General features: G+C 60.2%; 23 protein-coding genes. 18 read left to right on the top strand and 5 right to left on the bottom strand.

Annotated elements, in window-relative coordinates; all coding sequences use genetic code 11:
• Positions 1–13: 13 nt before the first annotated feature.
• Positions 14–694: a polysaccharide deacetylase family protein gene (locus ACIQ3B_RS04195; RefSeq protein ID WP_397400069.1), complete on the top strand. Its 681-nt coding sequence runs from the start codon at positions 14–16 to the stop codon at positions 692–694.
• Between the two features lie 15 nt (positions 695–709).
• Here ACIQ3B_RS04195 and ACIQ3B_RS04190 read toward each other — a convergent pair whose 3' ends face one another.
• Positions 710–1,570, bottom strand: coding sequence for a hypothetical protein (locus tag ACIQ3B_RS04190; RefSeq protein WP_397400068.1), 861 nt, complete (start codon positions 1,568–1,570; stop codon positions 710–712).
• Between the two features lie 261 nt (positions 1,571–1,831).
• On the opposite strand from ACIQ3B_RS04190, the gene ACIQ3B_RS04185 reads away from it, so the two are divergent.
• From ACIQ3B_RS04185 to ACIQ3B_RS04160, 6 genes are all read left to right on the top strand, one after another.
• Positions 1,832–2,734 (top strand): glycosyltransferase, encoded by a 903-nt coding sequence (locus ACIQ3B_RS04185; protein WP_397400067.1) that lies wholly within the window; start codon positions 1,832–1,834, stop codon positions 2,732–2,734.
• A gap of 363 nt (positions 2,735–3,097) precedes the next feature.
• Complete coding sequence (asnB, locus tag ACIQ3B_RS04180; protein ID WP_397400086.1) at positions 3,098–5,068, top strand: asparagine synthase (glutamine-hydrolyzing); 1,971 nt, start codon at positions 3,098–3,100, stop codon at positions 5,066–5,068.
• Between the two features lie 103 nt (positions 5,069–5,171).
• Positions 5,172–5,771 carry an acyloxyacyl hydrolase gene (locus ACIQ3B_RS04175; protein ID WP_397400066.1) on the top strand — a complete coding sequence of 200 codons (600 nt, stop codon included), beginning with the start codon at positions 5,172–5,174 and terminating at the stop codon, positions 5,769–5,771.
• A gap of 230 nt (positions 5,772–6,001) precedes the next feature.
• Positions 6,002–6,916, top strand: coding sequence for an endonuclease/exonuclease/phosphatase family protein (locus ACIQ3B_RS04170; RefSeq protein ID WP_397400065.1), 915 nt, complete (start codon positions 6,002–6,004; stop codon positions 6,914–6,916).
• Between the two features lie 12 nt (positions 6,917–6,928).
• Positions 6,929–7,111, top strand: a complete 183-nt coding sequence (locus ACIQ3B_RS04165; RefSeq protein WP_397400064.1) for an Ada metal-binding domain-containing protein — start codon at positions 6,929–6,931, stop codon at positions 7,109–7,111.
• 3 nt (positions 7,112–7,114) lie between these two features.
• Complete coding sequence (locus ACIQ3B_RS04160; protein WP_397400085.1) at positions 7,115–7,465, top strand: helix-turn-helix domain-containing protein; 351 nt, start codon at positions 7,115–7,117, stop codon at positions 7,463–7,465.
• Here ACIQ3B_RS04160 and ACIQ3B_RS04155 read toward each other — a convergent pair.
• Positions 7,439–8,413, bottom strand: coding sequence for a glycosyltransferase family 61 protein (locus ACIQ3B_RS04155; RefSeq protein ID WP_397400063.1), 975 nt, complete (start codon positions 8,411–8,413; stop codon positions 7,439–7,441). The genes ACIQ3B_RS04160 and ACIQ3B_RS04155 overlap by 27 nt on opposite strands.
• A 344-nt stretch (positions 8,414–8,757) precedes the next feature.
• Between ACIQ3B_RS04155 and ACIQ3B_RS04150 the strand changes: the two genes are divergently transcribed.
• Positions 8,758–8,895 (top strand): hypothetical protein, encoded by a 138-nt coding sequence (locus ACIQ3B_RS04150; protein WP_397400062.1) that lies wholly within the window; start codon positions 8,758–8,760, stop codon positions 8,893–8,895.
• Positions 8,896–8,935: 40 nt separating this feature from the next.
• On the opposite strand, the gene ACIQ3B_RS04145 is transcribed toward ACIQ3B_RS04150, so the two are convergent.
• Together ACIQ3B_RS04145 and ACIQ3B_RS04140 are read right to left on the bottom strand one after the other, a co-directional pair.
• Positions 8,936–10,267 carry an AAA family ATPase gene (locus tag ACIQ3B_RS04145; protein WP_397400061.1) on the bottom strand — a complete coding sequence of 444 codons (1,332 nt, stop codon included), beginning with the start codon at positions 10,265–10,267 and terminating at the stop codon, positions 8,936–8,938.
• 189 nt (positions 10,268–10,456) lie between these two features.
• Positions 10,457–12,163, bottom strand: a complete 1,707-nt coding sequence (locus ACIQ3B_RS04140) for an O-antigen ligase family protein (RefSeq protein WP_397400060.1) — start codon at positions 12,161–12,163, stop codon at positions 10,457–10,459.
• Between the two features lie 357 nt (positions 12,164–12,520).
• On the opposite strand from ACIQ3B_RS04140, the gene ACIQ3B_RS04135 reads away from it, so the two are divergent.
• The 5 genes from ACIQ3B_RS04135 (at position 12,521) to ACIQ3B_RS04115 (ending at position 17,714) form a co-directional block, all read left to right on the top strand.
• Positions 12,521–13,411 carry a SurA N-terminal domain-containing protein gene (locus ACIQ3B_RS04135; protein ID WP_397400059.1) on the top strand — a complete coding sequence of 297 codons (891 nt, stop codon included), beginning with the start codon at positions 12,521–12,523 and terminating at the stop codon, positions 13,409–13,411.
• Positions 13,412–13,515: 104 nt separating this feature from the next.
• Positions 13,516–14,742, top strand: a complete 1,227-nt coding sequence (locus ACIQ3B_RS04130) for an outer membrane beta-barrel protein (RefSeq protein WP_397400058.1) — start codon at positions 13,516–13,518, stop codon at positions 14,740–14,742.
• A gap of 54 nt (positions 14,743–14,796) precedes the next feature.
• Complete coding sequence (locus tag ACIQ3B_RS04125; RefSeq protein WP_397400057.1) at positions 14,797–15,633, top strand: SLBB domain-containing protein; 837 nt, start codon at positions 14,797–14,799, stop codon at positions 15,631–15,633.
• Between the two features lie 18 nt (positions 15,634–15,651).
• Positions 15,652–17,007: a GumC family protein gene (locus ACIQ3B_RS04120; protein ID WP_397400056.1), complete on the top strand. Its 1,356-nt coding sequence runs from the start codon at positions 15,652–15,654 to the stop codon at positions 17,005–17,007.
• Positions 17,007–17,714: a CpsD/CapB family tyrosine-protein kinase gene (locus ACIQ3B_RS04115; protein ID WP_397400055.1), complete on the top strand. Its 708-nt coding sequence runs from the start codon at positions 17,007–17,009 to the stop codon at positions 17,712–17,714. The genes ACIQ3B_RS04120 and ACIQ3B_RS04115 overlap by 1 nt, the downstream gene beginning before the upstream one ends.
• A gap of 28 nt (positions 17,715–17,742) precedes the next feature.
• Here ACIQ3B_RS04115 and ACIQ3B_RS04110 read toward each other — a convergent pair whose 3' ends face one another.
• The gene (locus tag ACIQ3B_RS04110; RefSeq protein ID WP_397400054.1) at positions 17,743–19,128 is read right to left on the bottom strand and encodes an oligosaccharide flippase family protein; all 1,386 of its coding nucleotides are present in this window, start codon (positions 19,126–19,128) and stop codon (positions 17,743–17,745) included.
• Positions 19,129–19,686: 558 nt separating this feature from the next.
• Between ACIQ3B_RS04110 and xrtV the strand changes: the two genes are divergently transcribed.
• From xrtV to ACIQ3B_RS04085, 5 genes are all read left to right on the top strand, one after another.
• Positions 19,687–20,571 carry an exosortase V gene (gene xrtV, locus ACIQ3B_RS04105; RefSeq protein ID WP_397400053.1) on the top strand — a complete coding sequence of 295 codons (885 nt, stop codon included), beginning with the start codon at positions 19,687–19,689 and terminating at the stop codon, positions 20,569–20,571.
• Positions 20,568–21,284, top strand: coding sequence for an exosortase C-terminal domain/associated protein EpsI (locus ACIQ3B_RS04100; protein WP_397400052.1), 717 nt, complete (start codon positions 20,568–20,570; stop codon positions 21,282–21,284). Before xrtV ends, ACIQ3B_RS04100 begins: the two co-directional genes overlap by 4 nt.
• A 2-nt stretch (positions 21,285–21,286) precedes the next feature.
• Positions 21,287–22,042, top strand: coding sequence for an FkbM family methyltransferase (locus tag ACIQ3B_RS04095; RefSeq protein ID WP_397400051.1), 756 nt, complete (start codon positions 21,287–21,289; stop codon positions 22,040–22,042).
• Between the two features lie 79 nt (positions 22,043–22,121).
• Positions 22,122–22,967 (top strand): hypothetical protein, encoded by an 846-nt coding sequence (locus ACIQ3B_RS04090; protein WP_397400050.1) that lies wholly within the window; start codon positions 22,122–22,124, stop codon positions 22,965–22,967.
• A gap of 198 nt (positions 22,968–23,165) precedes the next feature.
• The gene (locus tag ACIQ3B_RS04085; RefSeq protein ID WP_397400049.1) at positions 23,166–24,056 is read left to right on the top strand and encodes a glycosyltransferase family 2 protein; all 891 of its coding nucleotides are present in this window, start codon (positions 23,166–23,168) and stop codon (positions 24,054–24,056) included.
• The last annotated feature ends 53 nt before the right edge of the window (positions 24,057–24,109 follow it).

Raw genomic sequence — 24,109 nt, 5'->3', positions numbered from 1 at the left:
TGGAAAGGTCACAATGGCAGTCACCCAACGCCTGGTGCTCGACGTCCACGGTATCGGCGTCATGCCGTCGTGGGTGGAGCCGGATGAAGCCCTGTACTGGTGCGACGCGCCCTCCACCTTCGAGGCTATCCTGGATGCGATCCCGGCGGCGTCCGCAGCTGCCGGAATTCCGATCGAACTGACGTTTGATGACGGCAACGAAAGCGACGCCAGGATCGCAACCCCGGCTCTGGTCAAACGCAATCTCCGCGCGGCCTTTTTCGTCTGTGCGGGCCGGATCGGACAGGCGGGCTACCTTGATCGTTCTGCCATGCTGGAAATGATCGACGCCGGTATGGCCATCGGCAGCCACGGCTGGAGTCACGTCGACTGGAGGCGTGTGGACGCACCGACGCTTCAGAAGGAGGTCCACGAGGCCCGGCGGAAGATCGAAGACGTAGTCGGCCAGATCGTGGATTCCGTCGCCATTCCCTTTGGCAGCTATGACCGGCGCGTGATGTCAGAACTGGGCGCGTTTAAGACCATCTATACCAGCGATGGCGGTCTGGCAGAGACAACCGGCCGGATCGTGCCCAGGGAATCGTATCGAAAGGACTGGGCATCGACTGCGGTGGCCGATATGGCGACCAAGCGTGAGAGCGCGCTCGGCTCAGTCAGGCGAACGCTGAAATCGGCCATCAAACGGATGCGCTAGCAGCCGGGCGACGTGCTAGAAGCCGATATAGATCATCTCGGAATAGGTGTGGTCGACGGCATACAAGGGAAGGGCCCCCTTGTAGTACTTCGCGGCTTTGCCCGGGAAGTAACGTCCCAGGATGCCCGGGATAGGTCCGGACGCGTCGACCAGAAGCGTAGCCCAGCCCCGGGCGAGCAGGGATAGGTAGATCAGCCGACTGTGGTCTATGATGTCGCTCAGCAGTTCGCAGTAGATCAACTGGGCGACTGGAATACCGCGTGCGACGCGGCGCGGCAGAAAGATCAACGGGGCCAGCCGGTCAGCGAGTTCCAGGCAGAATACGATGCATCCCCGGTCCTGGTGGTACTGCAGGAGTTCTAGTTTCTCGGCGCTCAGTCCGGCAAATTGGGCGTCTTTCAACGGAATGACGCGGCGCGGCGTGCTGGATGACTGTCGGGTTCCGACGCCGATGACCTGACCTGCGGTTCCTTCACGAAAGCCGAACCGGGTTATTGTCTTCAGTGTGTGCGAGGCGGCGGACAGATTGCTGTAGGTCGGCCCGTCAAAGCTGCTCGCATGTTCGTAAAGGGCTTTCGCTGCCGTTCCGCGGTGAGAGGCTCTGACAGTCCAGCTGGAAATGTTGACAATGGTCTGCGGTGAGCCGGCTGGCCCGTGTAGCGATCCCAGGGCGAGAGCAGCCCCCTGCAGTCCGCCGTCCTCGATTCCGTAGCCGTATTGTGGCGTGCCCGGCGCAGCCTTCCGCGCGCGCAGTCGGGCCAGGCTCGCCTCCCAGAAGCTCAGGGAGTGTCGTGAAAATCCCTCTGTCAGCAGGCCCGCAAGTTGACCCAGGTCAGCGTCCTCGAGTTCCCGAATGACATAGTTGGAGCTGGACACCGTGTACCCCTCGTTCGACTCGAACCCCGGACCTGTATCGGCGTCGATGTGCCGGAATGGAGAGGCTCCACTGTGGTCTAAACACCGGCGCCTTCATAAAATGTGATCAGAGCCTGTCTGAATGACTGTACTTTCACCCAAATGTAACCGCTGGCACGCACAGTCGCATCACAAAACATAACCCTCGAAGGCTGGTGTCGGGCACCCGACCTGCCTGCGGGCTGCAGCTTCATCCTGGCGCATCTTGCTAAATGCAAGCCGATGCGAAATTCTGAAGGAACCCCGCCGCTGATCTCGGCCATTATCCCCGCCTACAACGAAGCAGCCGTTATCGGACGGTGTCTGACAGCGCTCACGTCAGGCCACAGCCCGGGCGAACTCGAGGTTCTGGTGGTCTGCAACGGGTGTTCCGACGACACGGCGGAGATCGCAAGGCAGTTCGGTTCGCCAGTTCGGGTTCTGGAGACGGACGTCCCGTCAAAGACGCATGCCCTGAACCTCGGCGACGCCGCGGCGCTGGGGTATCCTAGGGTCTATATGGACGCCGACGTGGTGATGGATCTGACGTCTTTGCGCGAACTGGCCAGAACTCTGTCGCAGGACGGGTTCCTCGCCTGCTCCCCACAACCCGAGACGATCTTTGGCTCCAATGCGAACTGGGTCGTCCGCGCCTACTACCGGTTCTGGATGGCGCTGCCCTACATCCAGGAAGGCATGATCACGGCCGGGGTCTATGCGATCAGCGAGGCCGGACGTAGCAGATTCGGGCCTTTCCCCGATCTCATCGCCGACGACGGCTATGTCCGGCTGTTGTTTCAGCCTCATGAGCGGAAGCTGGTCGGTAGCGCCATAAGCGAGGTTAGAGCGCCTCTCTCCCTGCGGGACCTGCTCAAGATCAGGACGCGCAGCCGGCTGGGCGACCTGCAACTCTGGAGAGAGTTCCCCCACCTCGCTCGTCGAGACTTAGGTACAAAGAAGTACGGCCGTGCGCTGATGGCTATTCTTAGCCGCCCCAGGCTTTACGCCGAAGCGCTGCCCTATGTCTTTGTCACTGTGGTCTCGCGCATGCGGGCCTTGAAGCAATTCAAATCGATGGAGCGATATGTGTGGGAACGCGATGACTCCTCGCGCTCCTCCCTGCCCGTCGCTAACCGGCCCGCCTGACATGTTCTTTTGCGCAATCGGGGGACGCCTATGGCCTCTGGTGAAGCTTGTCATTATCCGGTTGTAGCTCAGGCATTTGCATGTCCAATGGTCCAAACGACAAAAAATCGAGTAAGCGCGACGCACGACAGGCCGACGCTGCGGCGCGCCGCGTTCAAAATTCTCTGATAGGTTGTGACATCCTGTTTCATGTCCAAGATCCCTCAGGGCTCCCGCCCGTGTCGGTAAGGGGCGGCCGACAAGCGGACGCGGGTCGGGTCGCCGTCCCGCCAGTGGCGCCGACCTTGCAAAGGTCCGAAGGCAAATTCTACTCCTGGGTCGGCAGATGAATACTTCTATAGCTTGCCGATCGAGAGCCGCCTGATGTGCGGGATAGCCGGGTATGTCGACTTTGCCTCCGGGTCGGCGCAGCGCCAGATCCTTCTAGGCATGACCCAGGCCCTCGCGCGCCGAGGCCCTGATGCTCATGGAGTGCTTGTCGAGGGGCCGTGCGGCCTCGCTCACACGCGACTGAGCATTATCGACGTGGCGGGAAGTCCCCAACCGATGGGGTTCGCCGACAGCGATCTCCTGATCGTCTACAACGGGGAAACCTACAACTACCAGGAGCTGCGCGCCGACCTTTCGGCCCTTGGAGAGGTCCTCCATACGATGGGCGACACCGAGGTGTTGCTCCGCTGGCTCGGCCTGGAATGGGCCGATGCCTTGCCCCGGTTTGACGCGATGTTCGCGTTCGGCGCATGGGATCGGGTGAATGAACGACTGTTGCTCGGGCGCGATGCTGTCGGCGAGAAGCCCCTCTTCTACGCGACGCCCCGGCCGGGCTTGATTGTTTTCGGCAGTGAACCGAAGGCCCTGCTCGAGCACCCTGAGGTCGATGTCGAACTCGATGAGGACGCCCTGCGCCAGGCTTTGCGCTTTCGGGCTGTCTACGGAGAGGGTCGCTTGCATGCTGGCGTCAGGAAGCTGGAACCAGGATGCTACCTTGAGTTTAGTAGATCGGGACTCAGGATCGGTCGTCACCATTCGCTCAAGGCAGAAGTTGAAAAGTCCCGTGCCCACAATTCGGGTGCGAGTACGCTCGAACTGGTCCAGCGGGGCCGCGATGTCTTTATGGACTCAGTTCGTGAGCGCCTGATCGCCGACGTTCCTGTGGGCGCGTTCCTGTCGGGCGGGCTGGACAGCAGCCTGATCGTGGCCGCCATGCGCAAGATAAGGCCCGACAAGGCGGAAATCCGCACCTTCTCGGTCGGTTTTGAGGGTGATCCGTTCACCGAGCTGCCCTTCGCCGAGCAGGTCGCCGCGCAGTTCGATACGGTCCACCAATCGATATCGATCGGACCCGAGAGCTACATCGCCCGCCTCAGCGAACTGACCTGGGTGCGCGATGGTCCGGTGAGCCAGCCCGCCGATGTCGCCATTGCCGAAATGAGCCGGCTGGCTCGCCAGTCTGTCAAAGTCGTTCTCTCCGGTGAAGGCGCCGATGAGGTGTTCGGGGGGTACCCCAAACATGCCTACGCAGATGTGCCCTGGGTCTTGCGAAAGGCTCTGGCGGTCGCGGGTCCGGATAAAGCCGCTGCGCTATTCGGGATGCTCGGTGGCGACGCCCGCCGTGCCATGGTTGCGTTTCGGGCCATGGCCGGGGGACAAGAGATCGATCGCCTGGTGCAATGGTTCAGCTATCTTGACTCCAAAGACCTACGGGCCTTGCTGCCTGGACTTGGGTGGACCGAAGCCAATCTCGCCAGAACGACACAATCCCAGAGCGCGGCTCTGGCCGAGTTTCCATCTGAAACAGCGCTGTTTCGGATGCAGGCGACGGACTATGCAACCTGGCTGCCGGACAATATGCTGGAGCGCGGCGATCGCATGACGATGGCCGAAGGGCTCGAGGTCAGGCCACCCTTCCTGGACAAGGAACTGGTGGCTTTTGGCATGGGCCTACCGGACAATTTGAAGGTCCGGAAGGGCGTCGGAAAGTGGATCGTCCGTCAATGGGCGAGCGACATGCTTCCTGCGCACATTATCGCCCGGCGCAAGTGGGGTTTCCGCGTTCCGTTGGCGCAGTGGTTCCGAGGCCCAATGCGGGAGATGCTGTACGCAAGACTGATCGGTTCCGACGGCCTCGTGGCGCGCTACGGCGATCCCGCTGCCGTCAGGAATCTGGTGGATGCGCATTGCAGCGGCCGTACCGACGCAAGCGAGTCTCTGTGGACGCTCCTGACCGCGGAGATCTGGTTCAGCGACGTCTATCTTGAGCGCATGCGACAGCGCGAACGCCACAGATCCGATACGATGCAGCCGCCGGTAGCCGCGTCCAGGGCTTCAAGCTAGACGCTGCAAAATCCGCCGCGGGCGTTCAGCCCTGGCCGCCGCGGCCGTTCAACGAATTAGAAAGGTGCTAGCCTCCAATACAGGCGCTAGGAGGATCATGATCGTGCGATGGACTCTCGGCCTGGCCGCAACTGGGATCCTTGCCTCGACCGCCTGCCCGGCAATGGCCGGCGAGGCGCTGCTGGGCGTGTATGCCCACGACATCTCGGATCGAGTCTCGTTCGGCGGATATGAGAACAGTCCCCAGATCGTGGCGGGTGTTCGAACCGCCTCGCTTGATGAGCTGGCTTTTGTGTTCAAGCCCCGGGTTCATCTGATTGTCGGGGTCAATACGCGAGGCGGAACGAACTATGCCGCGGCGGGCCTGTCCTGGCGGTTCAATTTCGCCGATGGTCGCTTCTATTTTCAGCCGGGCATTGGCGCGGCCATCCACACGGCCAAGGTCAATCTGCCGTCGCCGGATGAGCCGGGATTGTCCCCGGCGGAGCGCCAGCGCCGGCTTGTCGACTGGCAGACCAAGCTCGACCTCGGCTCGCGTGTCCTGTTCGAGCCCGAATGGTCCCTGGGCTGGAAGGCGACGAACAGGCTCTCGCTTGAACTCTCATGGATCCATCTGAGCCACGCCCAACTGGCGGGGAAGCAGAATCCGGGGTTAGGAGATTTCGGGCTGCGGGCGGTGTACCGTTACGGCATCGATCGCTGAACCCCGATCCTGGCCGAAGGGGATCGGTGGACCCGGCGGCCGGGTCCGTCATCTGTCAGGACGGCAGCTAGGCCCGACACGGCGGGTCACCGGTTTTGGTATCCTGTCAGAGCGTGCCTTGGTCCGAGAATGCAGCGGTTTCAGTGGGTAGCCCGTCGCCGCGCAGCATAACCGCGGCCGTTCGTGTCATTGTCGAATGGGGCGTGGCCGGGCTGGCGCTGGGAACCTGTGTGGCTGCTGTTGGCGCCCAGGGCGGTCGATGGAATGACCGGCTCGATCTTCTCACCCACTTCGCGCCTGTCTGGCTCGCAAGTAGCCTCGTGAGTCTGCTTTTGGCCGTGCTGGTTCTGAGGCGCTGGCGCCGTTGGACTTTCGCCGCCCTTTCGCTCATCGCCGTGATATCCGCGACCATGCTTATGGCGGTCGATCTGAGGCGACTGCCAGACCGCTACGCAGCGGCAGATCCCGCGCGCACGCTCAAGATCATCACCTTCAACGCCTGGACCCGGAACCGGGATATCCGGGAGGTCGCCCGGTGGGTCGCGGCGGAGAATCCCGACATTCTCGTCCTCCCGGAGGGCTCCAGGCTTCTGGCCGAGGCGATCCGTGCGGAGACAGGCCTGAGGGTCTTCGAAGGCAGCGGCGCGTTCATCGCGACGCGGGACAAACCGCTCGATGAGCGTGTAGCCTGGGATGCGCGCTTCCTGGCCGGCGGCCCGACGGCCTTGAGTTGGGTGGTGTTGCGTGGTCCTGACGGCACGCCATTCACCGTTGTGGGGGTGCACTGTGGCTGGCCGATCCCCGCCCGCGCTGCATGGGCGGACGCCCAGAAAATTACCGCCCTTCTCAACACCATGGATCGCTCCCGGACAATTCTGGCCGGAGACTTCAACTCGACCCAGTGGTCATTTCGTCAGCGGGCGGCGGACGCGGCCTTCGGACTTGAACGGCGCGACCGTGCGCATCTGACCTGGCCGGTGCGGCTGCCCATGTTCCACGGCATCCGGTTCCCCTGGCCCTTCCTTTCGATCGATCATCTTTATGCTGGCGGTGCGTGGCGGACGGTTTCGGTGAAACGCGGCCCGGAGATGGGCTCGGATCACTATCCGCTGGTCGCCACGCTGGCCTGGTTAGATGTGCCCTGAGAGGTGCAGAACATGACATTCCACCCCGGCGCGGCCGCTTGTCAGGAAGCGGGCTACCGACCCTGCCAGCGCTGTCGGCCGGAAACGGCGCCCGACCTCGGGGCGTGGCGGGGGGCCTCCAATACAGCATTAAGGGCATTGGAGCTGATCGAGAGCGGAGCGCTGGATACCGGCGATGTGGAAGACTTGGCATAGCGCCTGGGCGCGTCGCCGGTCGTGGTGGCCCGGACCCGGCGCGTCCTGCTGGCCAAACCACTTATCCACGAGACCCTGTTGCCCATCGGCGAGGTGGCCTTGGCCTCGGGCTTCGGCAGTGTCCGGCGGCTCAACGAAGCCTTGCAGCAACTGTTTGATCGCCCGCCCGGCGAATTGCGACGTTCTCGGCAGGCGGGCAGGGCGCCGGCGCAGGTGCGCGAGGCGTTTGAGGGCTACTTCAGCGGGGACCCATCGGCGCTCGCCGGCGTCGCCTGGTCGACCGTGGGAACAGCGCTCCAGCTGAGCGTAAGGGTCGCGCGTGATCTGTCAACGGCGGTGGCGCATCAGTCCTAGAAGCCGTCGCGCGGCAAAGCCAAGCGCAGGACGGACCGAAAGGTAGGCGACCTCAAGGGTGTCGACGAGCCGCCGCAAGAGGCCTGTCCGAGCGCCGCTCGGATGATCCGGTCGGGGTGCGGCTTCGGCGATGCTGTCGAGCGAGCGGCGCAGGAAGGGCATATCAGACAGCATGGTTCCACGGGCGCCGAACCGCCGGCCGGCAAATGGAATGAATTTTGCGCTTACGCCGGAGACCTTGTTGCAAAGTGCCTGGGATGGGGCCGGCTGGCCATCGTAACGCGGGTCGCCCAGTTCGATGACCGAAGACTGTGGCCGCATGAAGATGCTGTTGTGGAGACCAGACCCGGAGATTCCCGCCATGCAGTCCGCCCGGGAGTAGAGCGCGATCTGATCTTCGAAGCCCATGGTTTCCGGATAAAGGACGCGAAATCCACGGCGCAGGAACTCACGCTCCATCTCAACTTCGTTGGCGACGACCCGTTCGAAATTAGTGCGGCTGAAATGGCGCCTCGACAGATAGAGCCGCGGCGATGGAGGGAATGGCTCCTGGGTTTCACTTGAGAGGTGCTGGTAGGTCCAGCGGGACCGGGGGTCTGCCGAATGGTTCAGACGGAACAGACGCTCGGGAACCAGAAGTTCCTCGAAAGTCAGCGCTTCTGACCCGACGAAGGCAATCTTTTCGACCGGTATCTCAAATCGATCCAGGCAGAACTGTACATAAGCAGGGATCTCCAATCCGAACACAAAGGGATGGAACAGGAAATAGTCAAAGGCTGCGGCGGGCGTCTCCTCAAAGATCCAGAACGTCGAGAGCGTCTCGGTGATGAAGTGGCCGTAGTGCCCGCCCATATAGTGGCCGAGGTACAGGCCGCGACCATACAGCGTCTCGAGTCCATTAACTGGCGTAACGACCTCGGGATTATCGGATATGACATAGTCGCCCATGACCCCGCCAAGACGCTCGGAAAGCGTGACCTTTGTCCCGTCCTCTCGGTAGACACAGCCCGCCAGTTTTCCCGGCAACCCCCGCAGCTCGCTAGCTGTCACGGTCCCCCGGATTACGGTCTCGCTGGACTTATCGAAATCGGGGATCTGCATGACGCGTGAGAGGCTCGGCTCCGTTGGGGTCGGGGTTCCGACCGATCGAAGAGGCATGGACTTCGATCCCAGGCTCAGCCCGCGTCACGAAACCCGCTCATCTGCCCGGGGCCGTTGCCAATTTGCTTTGGCCACGGCATCTAGGCGATCAGGAAGTCGGGCCGGCGACAGCCCAGGCCGGAGAGATATCGATGGACGCTTTGGCTTTGCCGACGCTCGGTGTTCTGCTCATCTTGTTTGTCATCTACATCTGGAATTCGTGGCTGAAGAACAAGGAAGATCGGGCCATCAACGTCGACGAGGACGACGATGACGCCTCATCTTCATAACCGTTTAACCCGGAGTTTTCCCGGCTCAGGCGCGCACAGGCTAGGCAATTGCCGACTTGGCCGGCTGTTGCAGTCTTTCAGCCTTCTCGAAGATTTCCTCTCGTGCGCCCTTGAGTTGCAGGTAGGGGGTCACGCTGTCGATCATCAATGCGTAGGCTGCGGGCTTGATGCCGGCGAGGGTGCCCTTCTTCTCCAGCGTCTCAAGCACCTTGGCCGAAACGTTGCCGACGCCGGTGTCCGCTGCGCCCGAGCCCTTTTCGCCCGGCGGTCCCTGGCGGCTCGTCCGAATGCCGACGGCCGCCTGGTCGAGTTCGTTCGCCAGTTTGGTGGGAATTCTTCGCCGGAAGTCCGCCAGGACGTCGTCCAGAGCGCGGACCATGTCGTTGTAGTCTACACGCACCCGCCCGGCGTCCAGCGCCAGCATACCCGCCACGTGGCAGAGCAGGCTCGTGAGATAGGGCGAACCGCGAGCGGCCGAAACCACGAGTTGAACCGCGTCGGCGTCAAACCTCACGCCGCTCATCTTGGATCCGTTCTCGACTAGCGCGACAACCTCCTCGTCACTCATCGCTGACACCCGCACGGCAGCGACGTTGCGGCGTATCGACGGAATGTGTTCCATCAGTTCAATGAGATCGGAAGCAACCCCGCCGATCACCAATTGCAGGCGCGCCGAGACGTCGGATAGGGTCTTGATCAATTCGGCGACGTCGCGCCGGAAGTCGGCAGACTCGGCGCGATCAAACTCGTCCAGCACCACGATGACGCGCGTTCCAACAAGTTTCGCTGCAGCGTCTCCGAACAACCGCGGCGTAAGCTTGCCCGGTCCCAGTAGATCCAGCAGCGAGGTTCCGACCTCTGGATTCGAACTGATGGGCGAGATCCCGCTGTGATACAGAAGAGGAACCTCGGTGGCCACCGCACGAAACGTCTCGGTGAAATCGGACGTGGCGCCGCACGAGAAATAGACCACGATGTATTTCGCTTCCTCGGCGGCGCGCGAAAGCATGCGCAGAAGCGACGTCTTGCCCGCGCCGCGCTCTCCGAAGATGACGACGTGCGAGCGTTGGTCCTCGACTGACCGGATGAGCGTTTCAAGGATGTCGCGACGGCCAGCGAACATCTGGGGATCGACGACAGGCTGGGCTGGCGTGAAGGTGCTGCGCAGCCTCACCCTCTCGCGGGCGCGAGGATCGAGCCGCTCGCGATCCACATGATCGGCCGCGGTCGTGTGGAAGCGCGGAAGCCCAAGAGCAGGCTTTACGGGACGCCGCTCAACCGCAACGACCGTGGCCTCGGGTAGTGTGACGGCCAGGTCGGCCGGGCGTACCCTTGCCGACTTTTTCTTCTTCTTCTGCGGCCAGGGCCACAATGATCTAGCCGTGAACGACACCGCTTACCTCTCGCCGTGAATTGGTTGAGATCTCTAGCACGGAAATCATGACCCTCTTACTAACCAGCCTCCGCACCGGCAGAGTTTTGAGTTACGTGCGTCGCTGTTTTAGTGCTCCCTGTAGAACTTTGGAGGGAAAATCGAAGGCGGCAAGGTTCGACAGCGGGGCTAGGTCGCCTGGGGCCTCGCATCCGTTATCGGGGCGGCGACCTCGTTATGTCGCAATCTGTAGACCAGGGCCGAGACCATCCCGAGCATCATGAAGAAGAACGAGTGATTTTCGTCCTGACCATGGACCCACTTTATAATCAGAAATCCGGTGAGCGAGACGGCGAGGGGCGCAAGCAGGCGAGCCTCGTGTCGGCTGGCGTATCGATCCGACAGGCAGTGGAACAGCGCCACGGCGATCCCGATGATGAACATGCCGTACCAGAAAATGATTCCGAGGAGGCCATAGTCCAGCTGTACGCTAATGAAGAAGTTGTCGATGGTGATGAACGCGTCCTTCGCGAATCCCATCTCGTTACCGGATTGAGCAGCTCCGTAGCCCCAAGGTTGACGCCAAAAACTCTTTGACGCCATTCCTAACTGGGTCATCCGGGCCTCAGTGCTCGAAGCCTGTGCGCCGCCACCAAAGACCATCGTACTCAAGCGCGTGCTTGTCAGAATTCCAGCAACTGCGGTGAAGAAGATAACAGGATAGGCGTAGACCGTTGCTGCAGCAAAAAGATCACGAGGTTGTGCTCGCCATCTCAAATAGCTCCAGATCAACCCGTACATAAGCACGGATACGAATACTCCAACTACGCCAAGGCGCGCATCTGTCATGCGGACTGCAGCAAACGTCATTGGGACCATAGCAATAAACAAAATACGAATTAACAAATTGCGATGGTACAATACAAAATACAATAAAAATGGTGTAACAAGTGATATGAACTCAGCTAGCGCGAGTGGAGTAAGAAAAGTAGCTTTTGCTCTGTACACATTTGTATATTGGCGGAAGGTTGAGTTCAACGTATTCTGCAAATTTGGCGATGATGGCAGCAGGAAATCTGGTATATGTCTAGCCCATATGACATATTGTTTTTGGTTCTCTATAACTGTGAGAATTATGGTAAAAATTGAAAGGGCGCACAATAGTATAAAGTATCGCTCTGGCATTCCATGTTTGCGAAATATGACGCAACCGATAAAAAAAATCATAGTAAAATTGATCATCTGATCGAATGCAGCTTGTCCAGACGATAGTGGTGATTTTGAAGCGAACGTCGTCAATAGTTGAATTATAGAAAAACCTACGGCGCAGATCCAGACGGGCTTGATCGATGTGACGCTCTCATAGGCGTACTGGCGGAATTTCCTGGACACCGAGAGGCTGACCAGGAAGAAACCGGCCATCGGCAGCGCGATTATTCTGAGAAGTGATATCCAGGGGAGCCCTGGCAGGGAGATTGCTAGGTAGGTCGGCCAGACAATATTGCCGACGAAGTAGATGGCGAACAGGAACTCAATAGGAAGTGTCGGAGCCGTCCTCTGATCGGGCAAGGCCCAGATGATGATCCCGATCATGATGGCGATTGGGATTACGGCGGGGACGATATAGTAAGGCGCCGTCAGTCCGAAGAAGGCGCCGTAAAAAAGGCAGAACAAAAGTCCGACAGGCACGGCGGCGAGCAAAATCAGGGTGCCCAATAGCGTTCGGTTGCGCGCGTAAGGGCCGATGACGACGCGATTTCGCCTCCGCACCGCGCGCGCTCCGAAGACGGGCGCATACTCGACGCCTCGTGCGAGAGCCGTCGCCGCCGCAGATCTCAACGTCGGCCATGCCGTCGCGAAACTCTGTACTGCAACCGTTCGAAGATTGATCGACATTCTGTAACTTGGTTGAAGGCTTACATTCTGGTCGCCGCCGCCGGAAGCTCGGGCGGGGGTTAGGATGACGCGTCCCTCTTACAGAGAGTTTAACTCCGCTCAAACCTGGCAAGGTAATTGCATCGGAGCGCAATCTTGATGAAGGGTTCGACGCGTTGCGTTAGTCTAAAGGACTTGGAAACAGATTTTGTCATAGTTCCGGGCTGAAGCTCTTACGGTCAGCCAGCGGCATCGTTAGCGAGATATTTGACGGCGACGATGTTCGGGCGATGATAAAGATCTGACGGGTTGGTTTGTCTGGAAGCAATTTGTATGCAGCTTGATCGACGAATCGCGTAGATCAAAAGGGATTGTCTAATGAACTCGAAACTTGCCGTCGCTATGGCGGTTGTCGCTTTTGTCGGGGTCGCGTCATGCGGCAACGGTGGTCAGCCGAAGGGCCAGGTTGTCGCCAAGGTCGGCAAGGATGAGATCACCGTCCTTGATCTTCAGGGCGAGATGGGCGGCTTCAAGGCTCCGAATGCGCAGATCCGAAAGGCTGCGGAGCAGCAGGCGCTGAACGCCATTATTCAGCGCAAGCTTCTTGTGGAAGCTGCCGAAGAGCGGAAGATCGACAAGTCGCCGGAATTCTCACGCCAGAAGGAGCGCACCAATGAGTCGCTGCTGGTAGCGGCCTGGCAGGACCAGCTGGTTCGCGCGGTTCCTACTCCCGGTCTGGACGAGGCCCGGAAGTTCATCAATGAGCATCCCGACGTCTATAGCGCGCGCAAGCGCTTTACGATCGATGGCCTTCGCTTCAACGCGCCAAACGATCCGACACTCGCGGCGGCGCTGCAGCCTTTGAACACCCTCGATGAGGTTCGCGCCCTGCTGACGCAGCGCAAGATCGTCTTTACGGGCGGTTCGGGCGAGCTTGATGCGTTCTCCGTCGATCCGCGCCTCGTCGATCAATTGATCAAGCTGAAACCGGGCGAGATCTTTGTGTTGCCCCAGAACAATGTGGTGTTGGTTGGAACCATTGCTGCGGCGCGGGTCGATCCGGTACCCGACAACCTCGCCGTTCAGCATGCGACAAACTACCTGAAGCAAACCCGGACCCGGGACTCTGTGCAGCGACAGTTCGGGGCGGTCGTTCAAGCGGGGATGAAGGACGTGCAGTACGCCAAGGCGTTCGAGCCTGCGAAGCCGCCGGCGAAGAGCGCGCCAAAAGCGGCTAGCCCGGTCGCGCCGCCCGCCAAGCCGAACTAGCCATGTTCTCGAGCCGCATATGGCAAGCTGGCGTTTACCTGAATGGGTCAATTCGCGTCGGCTTGTCGAGGTTGCCTGCTTTGCGTCCGGCGCGGGGACATCGAATGCACCGACTGCCTGGCGTCCTTGCTACACCGATGACTATCAGCTGTGTCCTGATGGCTGCAAGCAGCGCGCACGCACAGGCCGCTGGAGGTTCGATCACTCCTCCGGCGGGGGCAAAACGCTTCGCTGCAGATGTCCGCAGCAATGTCGCCTACGCCAGCAATGTTTCAGGTGGGGACGACACACTCGCGACCATTCGCCGGATCAAACCCAGTGATGTGACCTTCCAGTCGGGCGCCACGCTCAGGTTTCAGCTTCTGTCGGGGCGCAATGTCCTCTTCCTGACCGGAGCCGCAGATGCCCGGCGTCATGTCCATAACAAGATCCTGGACGGGGAAGATTATCAGGTCTCGGCCGGAGCTGGCAGCCAGCTCGGACCCTGCAGCGGGCTGGTCGGTGCAAGCTTCGCGCGCCGCCGATCACTTGTGGACGATCTGGCGCTGCCTGTCGCCACAAACATCACCGAACAACCGCTCGCATCCGTCTCTATGAACTGTGCCAGCGGCGCTGTTATTGGCTCGGTCCAAGCCTCGGCTGGAAAGCTTCGGAACCGGGGAAAACAACAGGGTTTCGTCGATTCCGACACCCGTAGCGGGGCCGCTTCGGTGGGCTACCGCAACGCCACTCTCGGTGATATCAGCCTGATCGCCCAGTACTCGAAAGTCTACTATGGTGATGATCCCCTGAATGCGCTTCCTTCTGGACTGAGTACGACCGAGGACTTTGAACAGTATAGCGTCGGGGTTCAGTACGCCCGGAAGATCGGGATGCGGCTGAGTGGGACGGCGGCGGTCCTGGTGAACCAGCTGAACGGTACGAGCGCGAAGAGCACCGGCATCAGCGGAAATGCCGCGCTTGAATACAGGGCGACGCCACGAATTCAACTTAGTCTTGGCTATGATCGCAGCAATCAGGCGTCGGTGTTGGCGAACACGAGCTACCTGTATGCGCAGTCCGTCGACTTCAAGATCAATTACAGATTGTCCCAGAGAATTTCTCTTGGTGCGGGAGTTCGGGGTTCCCGGGATCAGTATCGTGGAGGAATACCTTCGCCATTGCAAATCCGAGACAGTAAGCAGTTGTCAGGAAATGTCAGCGGTTCCATGAAGATTGGTAGAAATGCGCAGATTATGCTGTCAGCGGAGCATGTTGAAAGAAAAGCGGACGTTCGAATTTATGATTTCACGTCCGACAACGTGACGCTCGGCTTCACCACTCAATTCTAACGAGCAATGGTAATGAAGATGGTTCGAATCCAAAGCCGATTGATCGCCGCTCTCGTGCTGGGCGCATCGACGATGACTGCGCCGGCATTTGCCCAGACGGCCCCTGGCGACCCGGCTTCCAAGGCGGTCCCGCCAACGGCTTCGGCGGCGGCCTCTGGCTCCATCGCGCCCGCGCCGGTCGACAGCTCTTACTTGTTAGGGTTTGGCGATACCGTGGAGATCAGTCTGGTTGGTCGCGCCGACTTCGGCTCCCGGGCCAGGGTGAGCACGGATGGTACGATCTTGCTGCCTCTGATCGGCAAGATTGTGGCGAGTGAGCGCACCGTCATCGAGCTTTCTGAGGACGTCAGGCAGGCCCTGATCAAGGGTGGCTTCTATGCCGACCCGATCGTGCGGGCCGACGTCGTCAGCATCTCCAGTCGCTATGTTACGGTCCTCGGCGCTGTGGGGTCGCCGGGCCTTTTGCCTTTGGACCGTAACTACAGGCTTTCCGAGATCCTGGCCCGGGTTGGGGGCGGCACAGGCAATGCCGCAGACTACATCCTGCTGACCAAGGCAGGCGCAATTACGGCCCAGCGCTACTATATCGCGAAGCTTGCAGCCGGCGGTGTCGGGGAGGATCCGCTGGTCCAGAGCGGAGATAAAATCTTCATCCCGTCCGTCCAGGACGAGGTCTTCTATATCTCGGGCCAGGTGAATACGCCTGGGCAGTTCCCTGTCACAAATGGGCTGACCTTCCGCATGGCCTTGGCAAAGGGCGGTGGTGTGACGGAAAATGGCAGTGAGAAAAAGCTGAAAGTGGTTCGTGATGGCAAGCCTCTGAAGAAGGCCAAGCTTGATGACGTTGTAAAGGTCGGCGACATCATCACGATTGGTGAGCGACTATTCTAGCGCGATGACGGACAAAACATGAGCATTATTCAGTTTCTGAGAATCATCTGGGCGCGTTGGCTCCTTATTGCTGCCTGCACGGTGTTCACGGTGATCGGTGGACTTGCCGTGGTTCTGCTTGTGCCTCCGCGGTATGAAGCCACGGCGCACGTCAACATGAATGTCCTCAAACCTGATCAGGTGACCGGCGATGTCGCGAACCTGCAAAATTTCGGAACCTACGTCCAAACACAGCAAGAGTTGGTCAAGGACTATCAGGTGACTGCTGCCGTGGTTGATCAGCTGGGCTGGCTCAGTGATCCGGGTCTGATCGCCCAGTACCAGGCGCGACCCGCCACAGACACCCGGGACTTCCGTCGATGGCTGGCGCAGCAGGTCTCCGACCGCACCAAGGCCGGGCTGGCGTCCGGCACCATCTTTGAAATCACGTTCAGTTCGACATCGCCTACCGAAGCCAAGGTTGGCGCGGAGGCGCTCCGACAGTCGTTCGTGGACTACACCTTGGCCAACCGACGCGAGGAAGCCAGCCGAAACGCGCGTTGGTACTCGACCCAGGCGGATGTCGCGCGTCAACGCGCAGAGGAAGCCCAGTTGGCGACGGCCAATTTCGAGCGGGCAAACGGCATTGTCATGCAGGGCGACAAGGCTGGCGCGCAACAGGATACCGACAGCGCAAGGCTGGCGGCTCTGGTTAATCAGGCAGCCAATGCCCCCTCGGCTGCACTTTCAGCGCCTGTCACCATCTCATCGACCTCAAAGCTTCAACTGGCTCAGATTGACGCTCAACTTGCCCAGAACTCTGAGAAGCTGGGACCTAACCATCCTCAGATGCAACAGTTGCGCGCCCAGCGTGCGCTCGTGGCCAGCGTTGTAGCCCAGGAAGAGGCTGCGGCGCGGGCCGGGCCGAATGCCTCGGCGGCAATTGGAGAGGTGACGCGGGCGCTTCAACAGCAGAAGTCCGTGGTGATCGCACAGCGCGACAAGATCGAGCGTCTGCGCCAGCTTCAAACCGAAGTCGACCTGCGGCGGGAACAGTATGAGAAGACGGCCGCCAGAGCTGCCGAGCTGACCCTTGAAGCCGGGGTGGCGGACAGCGGTATGTCGCCGATCGGGGTCGTCGTGACGCCGACAAGCCCTGCATTCCCCAACAAGCCACTTATCCTTGCGGGTTCGTTTGCGCTCGGCGGAGGTCTTGGTCTCGTGCTGGCCGTGTTGATCGAACTGCTCAATCGGCGGGTGCGCGGCTTCGAGGATCTTGAGTTCGACAAGAATTTGAACTGCCTCGCCATCCTCGGCTCAGCAGCGCCGGCGCGGGCGCCGCGCAACAGGCGCGGCCAGTTCTCAAAAGGCGTCGTGGCTGGAGCAAGTGCGTAATGGCGAGTGGCCAATCAAATGCGGAGCGCGCCGAGCGCAAGGCGTCGGGGCCGCTACCGGTTCCTGGACCTGCGAGCCAGTCTGAGCGCCGCGTTCTGCTGACAGACCCGGATGGAGCTGCCGCAGAGTCCATTCGCGTTCTGCGGACACGGCTCCAGTCCCAGCATCTTCAGCTTGGGCGCCGCGCTCTGGCGATTTGCGGGCCAACCCCTGAGGTCGGCGCCACCTTTGTGGCCGTGAATCTGGCGATATCGCTGTCCCAGATCGGAGTGAAGACGCTTCTGGTGGATGCTGATCTGAGAAATCCCTCGGTCCACACCTATTTCGAGCCCAAGCTGGTCGGCGGTGGGTTGTTCGCCTGCCTGACATCGTTCTCCGACAGCATCGCCGAGTTCACAGACGAGAACGTGTTGCCCAACCTCGACGTACTGCGGGCGGGCCAGCCGGACAGTGCCGCCCACGAGTTGCTATCCGGGGACAAGTTCCCCGAGAGCATAAACAACTGCCTGCGCGATTATGACATGACGATCATCGACACCCCGCCTGCCAACAGTTGTGCGGATGGGTTGAGGGTCAGCACGGTCACCGGATTTGCGCTGATCGTCACGCGCAAGAACCACACACTGGTGTCGGATGTACGCGTTCTTGCAGACCAGCTCCGGACAGAGCGCGCCCGGGCCATTGGCACAGTTCTGAACAACTTCTGAGGCCTGGTACGCCTCGGTATGGTTTCGCTCAGATAGAGAAATGGATGATCAGGGCTGCGGTCGTTCCGAGCCAGAATACGCCAAGATTGGTCAGATCGACCTTCAATGCGCCGGGCATCTGCCGGTGAAGCCCTGGAAGCAGCGCGAGGTAGGAGATCGCTGGCGCTCCGATCAGGATCCACATGGCGCCGCGAAGGCCCCATTCGGGCACAATGGCGTAGAGGCCCCCGACGAGTACGACGAGTCTGATCACATTGGCCCAGGCCGAATATCGCGAGGCGCCTGCCGCGAAAAGCACGCTGCCGGTCGGCGCGACGAGAATGTCCAGTGATGCGCGCACCGCCAGCAACGGCACCATCCAGGTCAGACCATCGAAAGCTGGCGGGAGGTTCATCAGTTCCACGATTATCGGTCCGATGAATATGCCGCCCCAGACGAAGCAGAGGGCCACCCCCGTGAATGCCCACTTGCCGAGCTTGAACTGACGCTCGGCGCGGGCCCGGTCTTCCCGCATCGAGGCGGAGAGCATGGGAAAGAACACCTGGCTCGCAAGTTGAGTAATCCCGACCACCGGCGTCGTGACAAGCATGGTTGCAAAGGCGAAACATCCGAACTCGGCGTCGGGAATGGAACCGCGCAGCAAGAGGGTCTCGCCCCGACTGCTCAGGAAGTAAGTGCCGGAAGAGATCAACATCCACCCGCCAAACTGAATGATATCGCGCGCCATTCCTGGGTTCCAGGCGAAGCGGATCCGCGTGGCCATGAGATGCGACCCAACTGCGTACGCCGCGGCGGAGGCGACGGTTCCACCGACAATCGCCCATGCAGACGGAGACATGACCACCCAGACCACCGTCACGATGAAACCCAAAACTTCGGATCCGATCGTAAGGAATGTCGGGCGCCGCAGATCCATACCGCGGGTGAATAGCCAGATCCCGGGGTTGGAGAAGGCCTTGAACAGTGTGGAAAGGGCTCCGAAGAGCATCAGGCCCATCAAGTCCTGGTCACGATAGAGCCATGCGATCGGCTGCGCGAGCGCCGAAGCAATCAGCCAGATGCCCACGCCGCGAAGCGCCTGCACAGAGAACGCCGTCCCCAGGAAGGTGCGATCCTGGCCCTTCCGATGCTGCACAATCCCGAAGCCGATACCGAGATCCGAGATCATCTCCAGCCCGGCCAGAATGACCACGATGATGGCGACGTCGCCCATGGGCGAGGCGTCGGACAGAAATTTGGCGAGAACGACCCGCGAGATGAAGCGCAGCACCGTCGTGGCGCCATAGCCGAACGCGGACCATGCGCCGGCGCTGATCGCTGTTCGTCCGGATTGAGAGTTGCCGATGGAAAACAGGCGCTGAAAGATGCGACCCAGATTGTGTCTGACTGATCCCGGCGATTGGTCATCTGGCATGGAATCTCGGGCAGACGCACGCTTCCCGTCGTGGGGCGGTCCCTTTAGATTCGGCGCCATGGCAATGACAGCTCTACGCTAACTGGAGTTGTGGACTCAGACGAGTTGGTCGAGACAATTTGTCAGAGTTCGACTTTTGATTGCGCTAGTTGCCGAGCCACCGTTTTACAAGGCGTTTCAGGCCCTGTTCCCGGAGCGATCGGCTCGACAGCACAGCGATGAACAGCGCCCCAATGCCGGCCGCCCCCATGAGGGCCGTCAGTACGAGCAGGTTTTGTTGTGTTGCGTCCATTTCTTCCCCCTCGTGCCGCGTTATTTCAGAAATTTATCACGCCGAACTACGACGTGCACGTTGCAATGCTCTCCCGACAGGTCATGACTTGGTCCATCATCCGAAGCGGGTCGTCAACCAAGGTCGCTCGCACCGTTCAGCCTTGATAAATCAAAACAGGACTAATTTGAACTTGGTCCATACTTGTTAAAAAGGACTCGCTAACGGGCATTTTTATTGGCCTGAATCTTGCGGATCGGCGGATTGAATGGCTGGAGTGAACGGACATGAGTGAAGCTGCGCCACCAGCGCCCAGGTTTGCCCCGCTGCAGTTACTCCTCGCGCCGGCCAATCTCGCGATCCTGGTAGGCTTTGGCGCGATGGCGATCCCGACCCTCGCGGGCCTAGGGATGCAGGTATGGTCGACCGAAGCTGGGGCGCACGGCCCCATCGTGCTGGCCGTTGGAGCCTGGCTGCTCGTCAGGGGACTGGTCGAGACGCGCGCGCCCAAACGGCCCGGTTCCCTGACGCTCGTTTTGACCGGCCTGCTGTTTGCTCTGGCTCTCTATGTCTTTGGGCGCGCGTTCGACTTCATCAGTCTTGAGGTTGCTGGCCTGTATGGGGCGGCGGTTGTGCTGCTCTATTCCCGGATCGGACCCAAGGCCCTGGCGAGTGTCGTATTCCCGATCGCGTACCTTGCCTTCCTGGTGCCTCCACCAGGCTGGTTGATGGATGACATCACAGCGCCACTAAAGCAATTCGTGTCCTGGGCAGCGGCAGTAATTGTCTCTGCCGCAGGGATTCCAATCAGCCAGGAGGGCGTAACGCTCTACGTTGGATCATACCAACTTTTAGTAGAGGATGCTTGCTCTGGAATGAACTCCATGATTGGACTAATTGCAGTTAGTTTGCTCTATATTTACCTGCTGCGCGCTTCCACGTTGCGCTACGCGGCATTGCTGGCCGCGATGACGATCCCGATTGCTGTGCTCGGTAACCTCATCCGCATTATTGTCCTCATCCTTTTGACCTTTTTCTTTGGCGATGAAGTGGCCCAGGGCTTTCTTCACGAGGCGGCGGGGTTGTTCCTGTTCGCAGTAGCATTAGTGTTGGTGTTTTCGCTAGACATGCTCCTTTGGCGAATTATACCCAAATCCTGGAAGCAAACATGATCGCGCGTCGTGATCTATTGTTGGGCGCGCTCTGCTTTAGTGGAGCTATCGCGGGGACCGCTTTGAAGCCGCGCCACGAAGTACGCCTTCTCACGAGCGGCAAGCTTGCCGATGTCGTGCCGCGGGCGTTCGGCGACTGGAACTCAGAGGATGTGGGGGATCCCTACGCGGTCAACGGGGAAGGCACCCTGTCTGCAAAGCTCTACAATGAGCTTCTGGTCAGACAGTATGTAAACGTCAAGACTGGCGCCAGCGTGACATTGTTGATGGCCTATGGCGGCCGACAAAGCGACGAACTGCAGTTGCATCGACCAGAGGTCTGTTACCCGGCTTTCGGGTTCAATTTGACGCGGAATGAGCCCACGTCTCTGAAGATCAGCAATTCCGTATCGGTGCCAGCCCGCCGGTTGGCCGCAGAAGCCGAAGGCCGGGTCGAAAGCATCATCTACTGGTCCCGGATGGGCGAACTGCTGCCGCAGGACGGCGGTCAGCAGCGCAGCGCACGTCTGAATATTGCCATGCAGGGCATCATCCCGGATGGTCTTTTGTCGCGGTTTTCGATGACGGGCAACGATCCGAAAAAGGAATGGCTTGCGATCGAACGTTTCGTGGCCGAACTCATCGGTGCAGTTGCGCCTGCGAGGCGAAACGCCTTGATCGGCTCCGAGCGGGCTAACGCACTCATGAGACTTGAGAAGACGGCCAAGGGATAGAAATGCTGAAAACCGCAATCATGAAGACGCCGCTCTATCCGGCGGCTCGGGCTGTCTGGCAGGCGATGTTCAATCGTGATCACGCGATCCACCGGGCGCGAATGGGCGCGTTTTACAGCCAGTTTTTTGAGCCCGGCGCGCGGGTCTTCGATGTCGGGGCGAACCAGGGTGAGTACTCGGAGATCTTCGCGGGGGAGGGCGCCCGGGTGGTCTCGATCGAACCGAACACCGCCTACGCGGACCGCCTAAAGGCGTTGGCCAGAACAAACGATCTCCAGCCTGTGTTCTCCGCTATCGGCGACGCGCCTGGTGAGGCTGTGCTGAATGTCTGCAGCACACCCGGGTTCAGCACCCTGGTCGACCGGCATGCAGACTGGATCGAGACCTCACCCGACTATAAGCAGGTCAGCTGGACGACCCTCACCGTGCCGGTGACGACGCTCGATTTGCTGGCCAGCGAGTATGGCGAACCCGAATATGTGAAGATCGACGTCGAAGGCTTCGAAATCAATGTTCTGCGCGGGATGAGTTTCCGGCCGCGCTACCTCAGTTTTGAATTTGGCGCCCGGCGCAAGGAGGCCTCAGGCGTCTGTCTGGCACATATGGGCGAAAAAGGGTTCCAGTTCAGACCCATCATCGGGCGGGAGTATCGGTTCGCGACCCCGGAGTGGATGGATATGGCCCAGGCCCAAGCCTGGCTTCAGGCGTTTTCGGTAGAACAGGCCGAGTACGGCGACATGTTCTGCCATCGGGTTTGACAGTTGCACCGAAACTAGTCTTGTAGATGACCGGAACCCGGCCCTCTACACATCGCATAGGCACGGGGGCAGGCTGACAATGGATCTCACGGCGATCGCGAACGAAAGCCTGACCGACAAGGGTACGGTGACAGGGCTGGGGCACGGGTACACGCTCTTCTATGAATTGCTCCTGTCGAGCCGGCGGCTTGAACCGTTGAATTTTTGCGAGATCGGACTTTGCCGCGGCGGGCCCGAAGTGGAGGATGGCGCGATTGATCGCACGGTCGAAGCGCTCCCGTCCGTCGCGATGTGGCACGCCTACCTACCTAACGCGAAGCTGTTCGGCGTTGATATCTCGGACTTCTCGAGCTTCGAAAGCGACTGGTTCAGGTTTGTCCGCGCCGACTGTGGCGATGCTGCGCAACTGCAGAAGGTGGTCGATCTGGAGGTCGATTTCGATGTCATCCTGGATGACGGATCGCATGCGGCCTTCCATCAACAGCAAACCTTCCTGAGACTGTTCCCTACACTGAAGTCCGGCGGGCTGTTCATCATCGAGGATATGCATTGGCAGCCCGACACATACGAGTTCCGCCTGCCCGAGGTTCCTTTGACCGATGAATTGTTCCGGCGGTTCATCCGTGACGGCCATTTCTCGGACAGCGGTGCGCTTGGCCTGGACCGCTGGAGGGCTCTGGAACCTGACATCAAGAATGTGTTCCTGATTGACGAAGACTGGCTCTACGGGCATCGGCGCCAATACAACGCCCGCCATGGCCTTGGTCCCGATCAACCAACCCTTGCCGACCTCGCTGAGGGGCGACATTTGACGGATTCCCGCTTCTGGCGCCGCCTCGCCGGTCGGGTACTTTCAGAGGTGAAAGGCTCCAGTGCGGGCAGCCGGCGGCCGCGGATTAAGCTAGCGATTGTCCAGAAGGCCTAGATTGCGGCGGCTGCGAGGCCGCTGGACGCTGCCGACGCCGCGCCCCTGCCCCGACGCCGGGCGGCGCGCTCTGGCAGCGCCGTTTTCTCAATTGTTTATATCTGCCAAGACAATATTGCGTCGATGAGATCGAAACGGAAAGATTATGGCGTCTGACAAGCACTGTTGCACGGCCATTAGGACCGCCGGGAGGCGCTGTTGAGCGAAGTCGCAATCGTTATCCCAGCGTACAACTCGTCGCGATATATTCGTCTTATGATCGAAAGCGCCTTGGCCCAGGACACACCGGCAGCCGAGGTATTGGTCGTCGACGACGGTTCCTCAGACAACACAGCTGAAATCGCCAGCAGCTATTCCGTCGTTCGAGTCATCCGCCGAGAGAATGGTGGTGACGCCGCTGCCAGGAATACAGGGCTTCAAGCTCTGGGCTCAGAGTATGTGATTTTCTTGGATCACGACGATCTGCTCCACCCGGCGGCAGTCCGCACCCAGCTTGCTGCCTTCTCCGATGACATCGACATGGTGTTCGGGTCGAACAGTCTGATCGACTCCGACGGCGCGCCGCGCGGGGAGAATAGGGTCGCCCCCCGGCGCTTCTCGGCGCGGGACGTCGCGCTGGGAACGACCCCATCCTTCTCCCAATGCATGTACCGCGTGTCAGCGCTGAACCGGATCGGCGGATTCCGCGACAAGGTAGGTTCGGCGGCCGATCACGACCTCAATATCCGGCTTCTTGGTCGCGAACCCAGAGGGTATTGCCACGGAGAGACAGTGATGTCCTATCGCGTCCATTCCGGCCAACAGAGCTATTCTCCCGCCCGTCTGTATGCCGCTCTTCTGCTTGTTATTGAGGAACACCTCGGATCCGGCGGCATGATGGATGATCCGAAACTGTTGCGTGCGGTTCGCCGGCACTGGGCAGGGTATTTTGGTCAGTTCCTGCCGCTGGAGATTGTCCGCGCCACAGTCGGCGGACGCTACAGGGATACGGTGCAGGCACTGCGTCTCTATCTGCAGGGCGCGCCGATCACATTCCTCGGTACGGCCGATTTTCTCAGCAAGCGTGTTGCGAAGCGGCTACGCTCTTGAAGAGCGACGCGGTTGCGGGGCTATGGCCTCGACGGTGCTGCGCGTCAGCATCT

This window comes from Phenylobacterium sp., from assembly GCF_044358365.1.
GTDB lineage: Bacteria > Pseudomonadota > Alphaproteobacteria > Caulobacterales > Caulobacteraceae > Phenylobacterium.
Note: the sequence above shows the minus strand (reverse complement) of the source record. Positions and strands in the feature narration are given on the sequence as shown.

Excerpts from the sequence above, each read along its gene's own strand:
- ACIQ3B_RS04195 (WP_397400069.1), top strand. The coding sequence starts at position 14 with ATGGCAGTCACCCAACGCCTGGTGCTCGACGTCCACGGTATCGGCGTC.
- ACIQ3B_RS04090 (WP_397400050.1), top strand. The coding sequence starts at position 22,122 with ATGGATCTCACGGCGATCGCGAACGAAAGCCTGACCGACAAGGGTACG.
- ACIQ3B_RS04155 (WP_397400063.1), bottom strand. The coding sequence starts at position 8,413 with ATGGGCGACTATGTCATATCCGATAATCCCGAGGTCGTTACGCCAGTT.
- ACIQ3B_RS04140 (WP_397400060.1), bottom strand. The coding sequence starts at position 12,163 with ATGTCGATCAATCTTCGAACGGTTGCAGTACAGAGTTTCGCGACGGCA.
- ACIQ3B_RS04135 (WP_397400059.1), top strand. The coding sequence starts at position 12,521 with ATGAACTCGAAACTTGCCGTCGCTATGGCGGTTGTCGCTTTTGTCGGG.
- ACIQ3B_RS04115 (WP_397400055.1), top strand. The coding sequence starts at position 17,007 with ATGGCGAGTGGCCAATCAAATGCGGAGCGCGCCGAGCGCAAGGCGTCG.
- ACIQ3B_RS04165 (WP_397400064.1), top strand. The coding sequence starts at position 6,929 with ATGACATTCCACCCCGGCGCGGCCGCTTGTCAGGAAGCGGGCTACCGA.
- ACIQ3B_RS04110 (WP_397400054.1), bottom strand. The coding sequence starts at position 19,128 with ATGCCAGATGACCAATCGCCGGGATCAGTCAGACACAATCTGGGTCGC.
- ACIQ3B_RS04185 (WP_397400067.1), top strand. The coding sequence starts at position 1,832 with ATGCGAAATTCTGAAGGAACCCCGCCGCTGATCTCGGCCATTATCCCC.
- ACIQ3B_RS04150 (WP_397400062.1), top strand. The coding sequence starts at position 8,758 with ATGGACGCTTTGGCTTTGCCGACGCTCGGTGTTCTGCTCATCTTGTTT.
- ACIQ3B_RS04120 (WP_397400056.1), top strand. The coding sequence starts at position 15,652 with ATGAGCATTATTCAGTTTCTGAGAATCATCTGGGCGCGTTGGCTCCTT.
- ACIQ3B_RS04100 (WP_397400052.1), top strand. The coding sequence starts at position 20,568 with ATGATCGCGCGTCGTGATCTATTGTTGGGCGCGCTCTGCTTTAGTGGA.
- asnB (WP_397400086.1), top strand. The coding sequence starts at position 3,098 with ATGTGCGGGATAGCCGGGTATGTCGACTTTGCCTCCGGGTCGGCGCAG.
- ACIQ3B_RS04095 (WP_397400051.1), top strand. The coding sequence starts at position 21,287 with ATGCTGAAAACCGCAATCATGAAGACGCCGCTCTATCCGGCGGCTCGG.
- ACIQ3B_RS04130 (WP_397400058.1), top strand. The coding sequence starts at position 13,516 with ATGCACCGACTGCCTGGCGTCCTTGCTACACCGATGACTATCAGCTGT.
- xrtV (WP_397400053.1), top strand. The coding sequence starts at position 19,687 with ATGAGTGAAGCTGCGCCACCAGCGCCCAGGTTTGCCCCGCTGCAGTTA.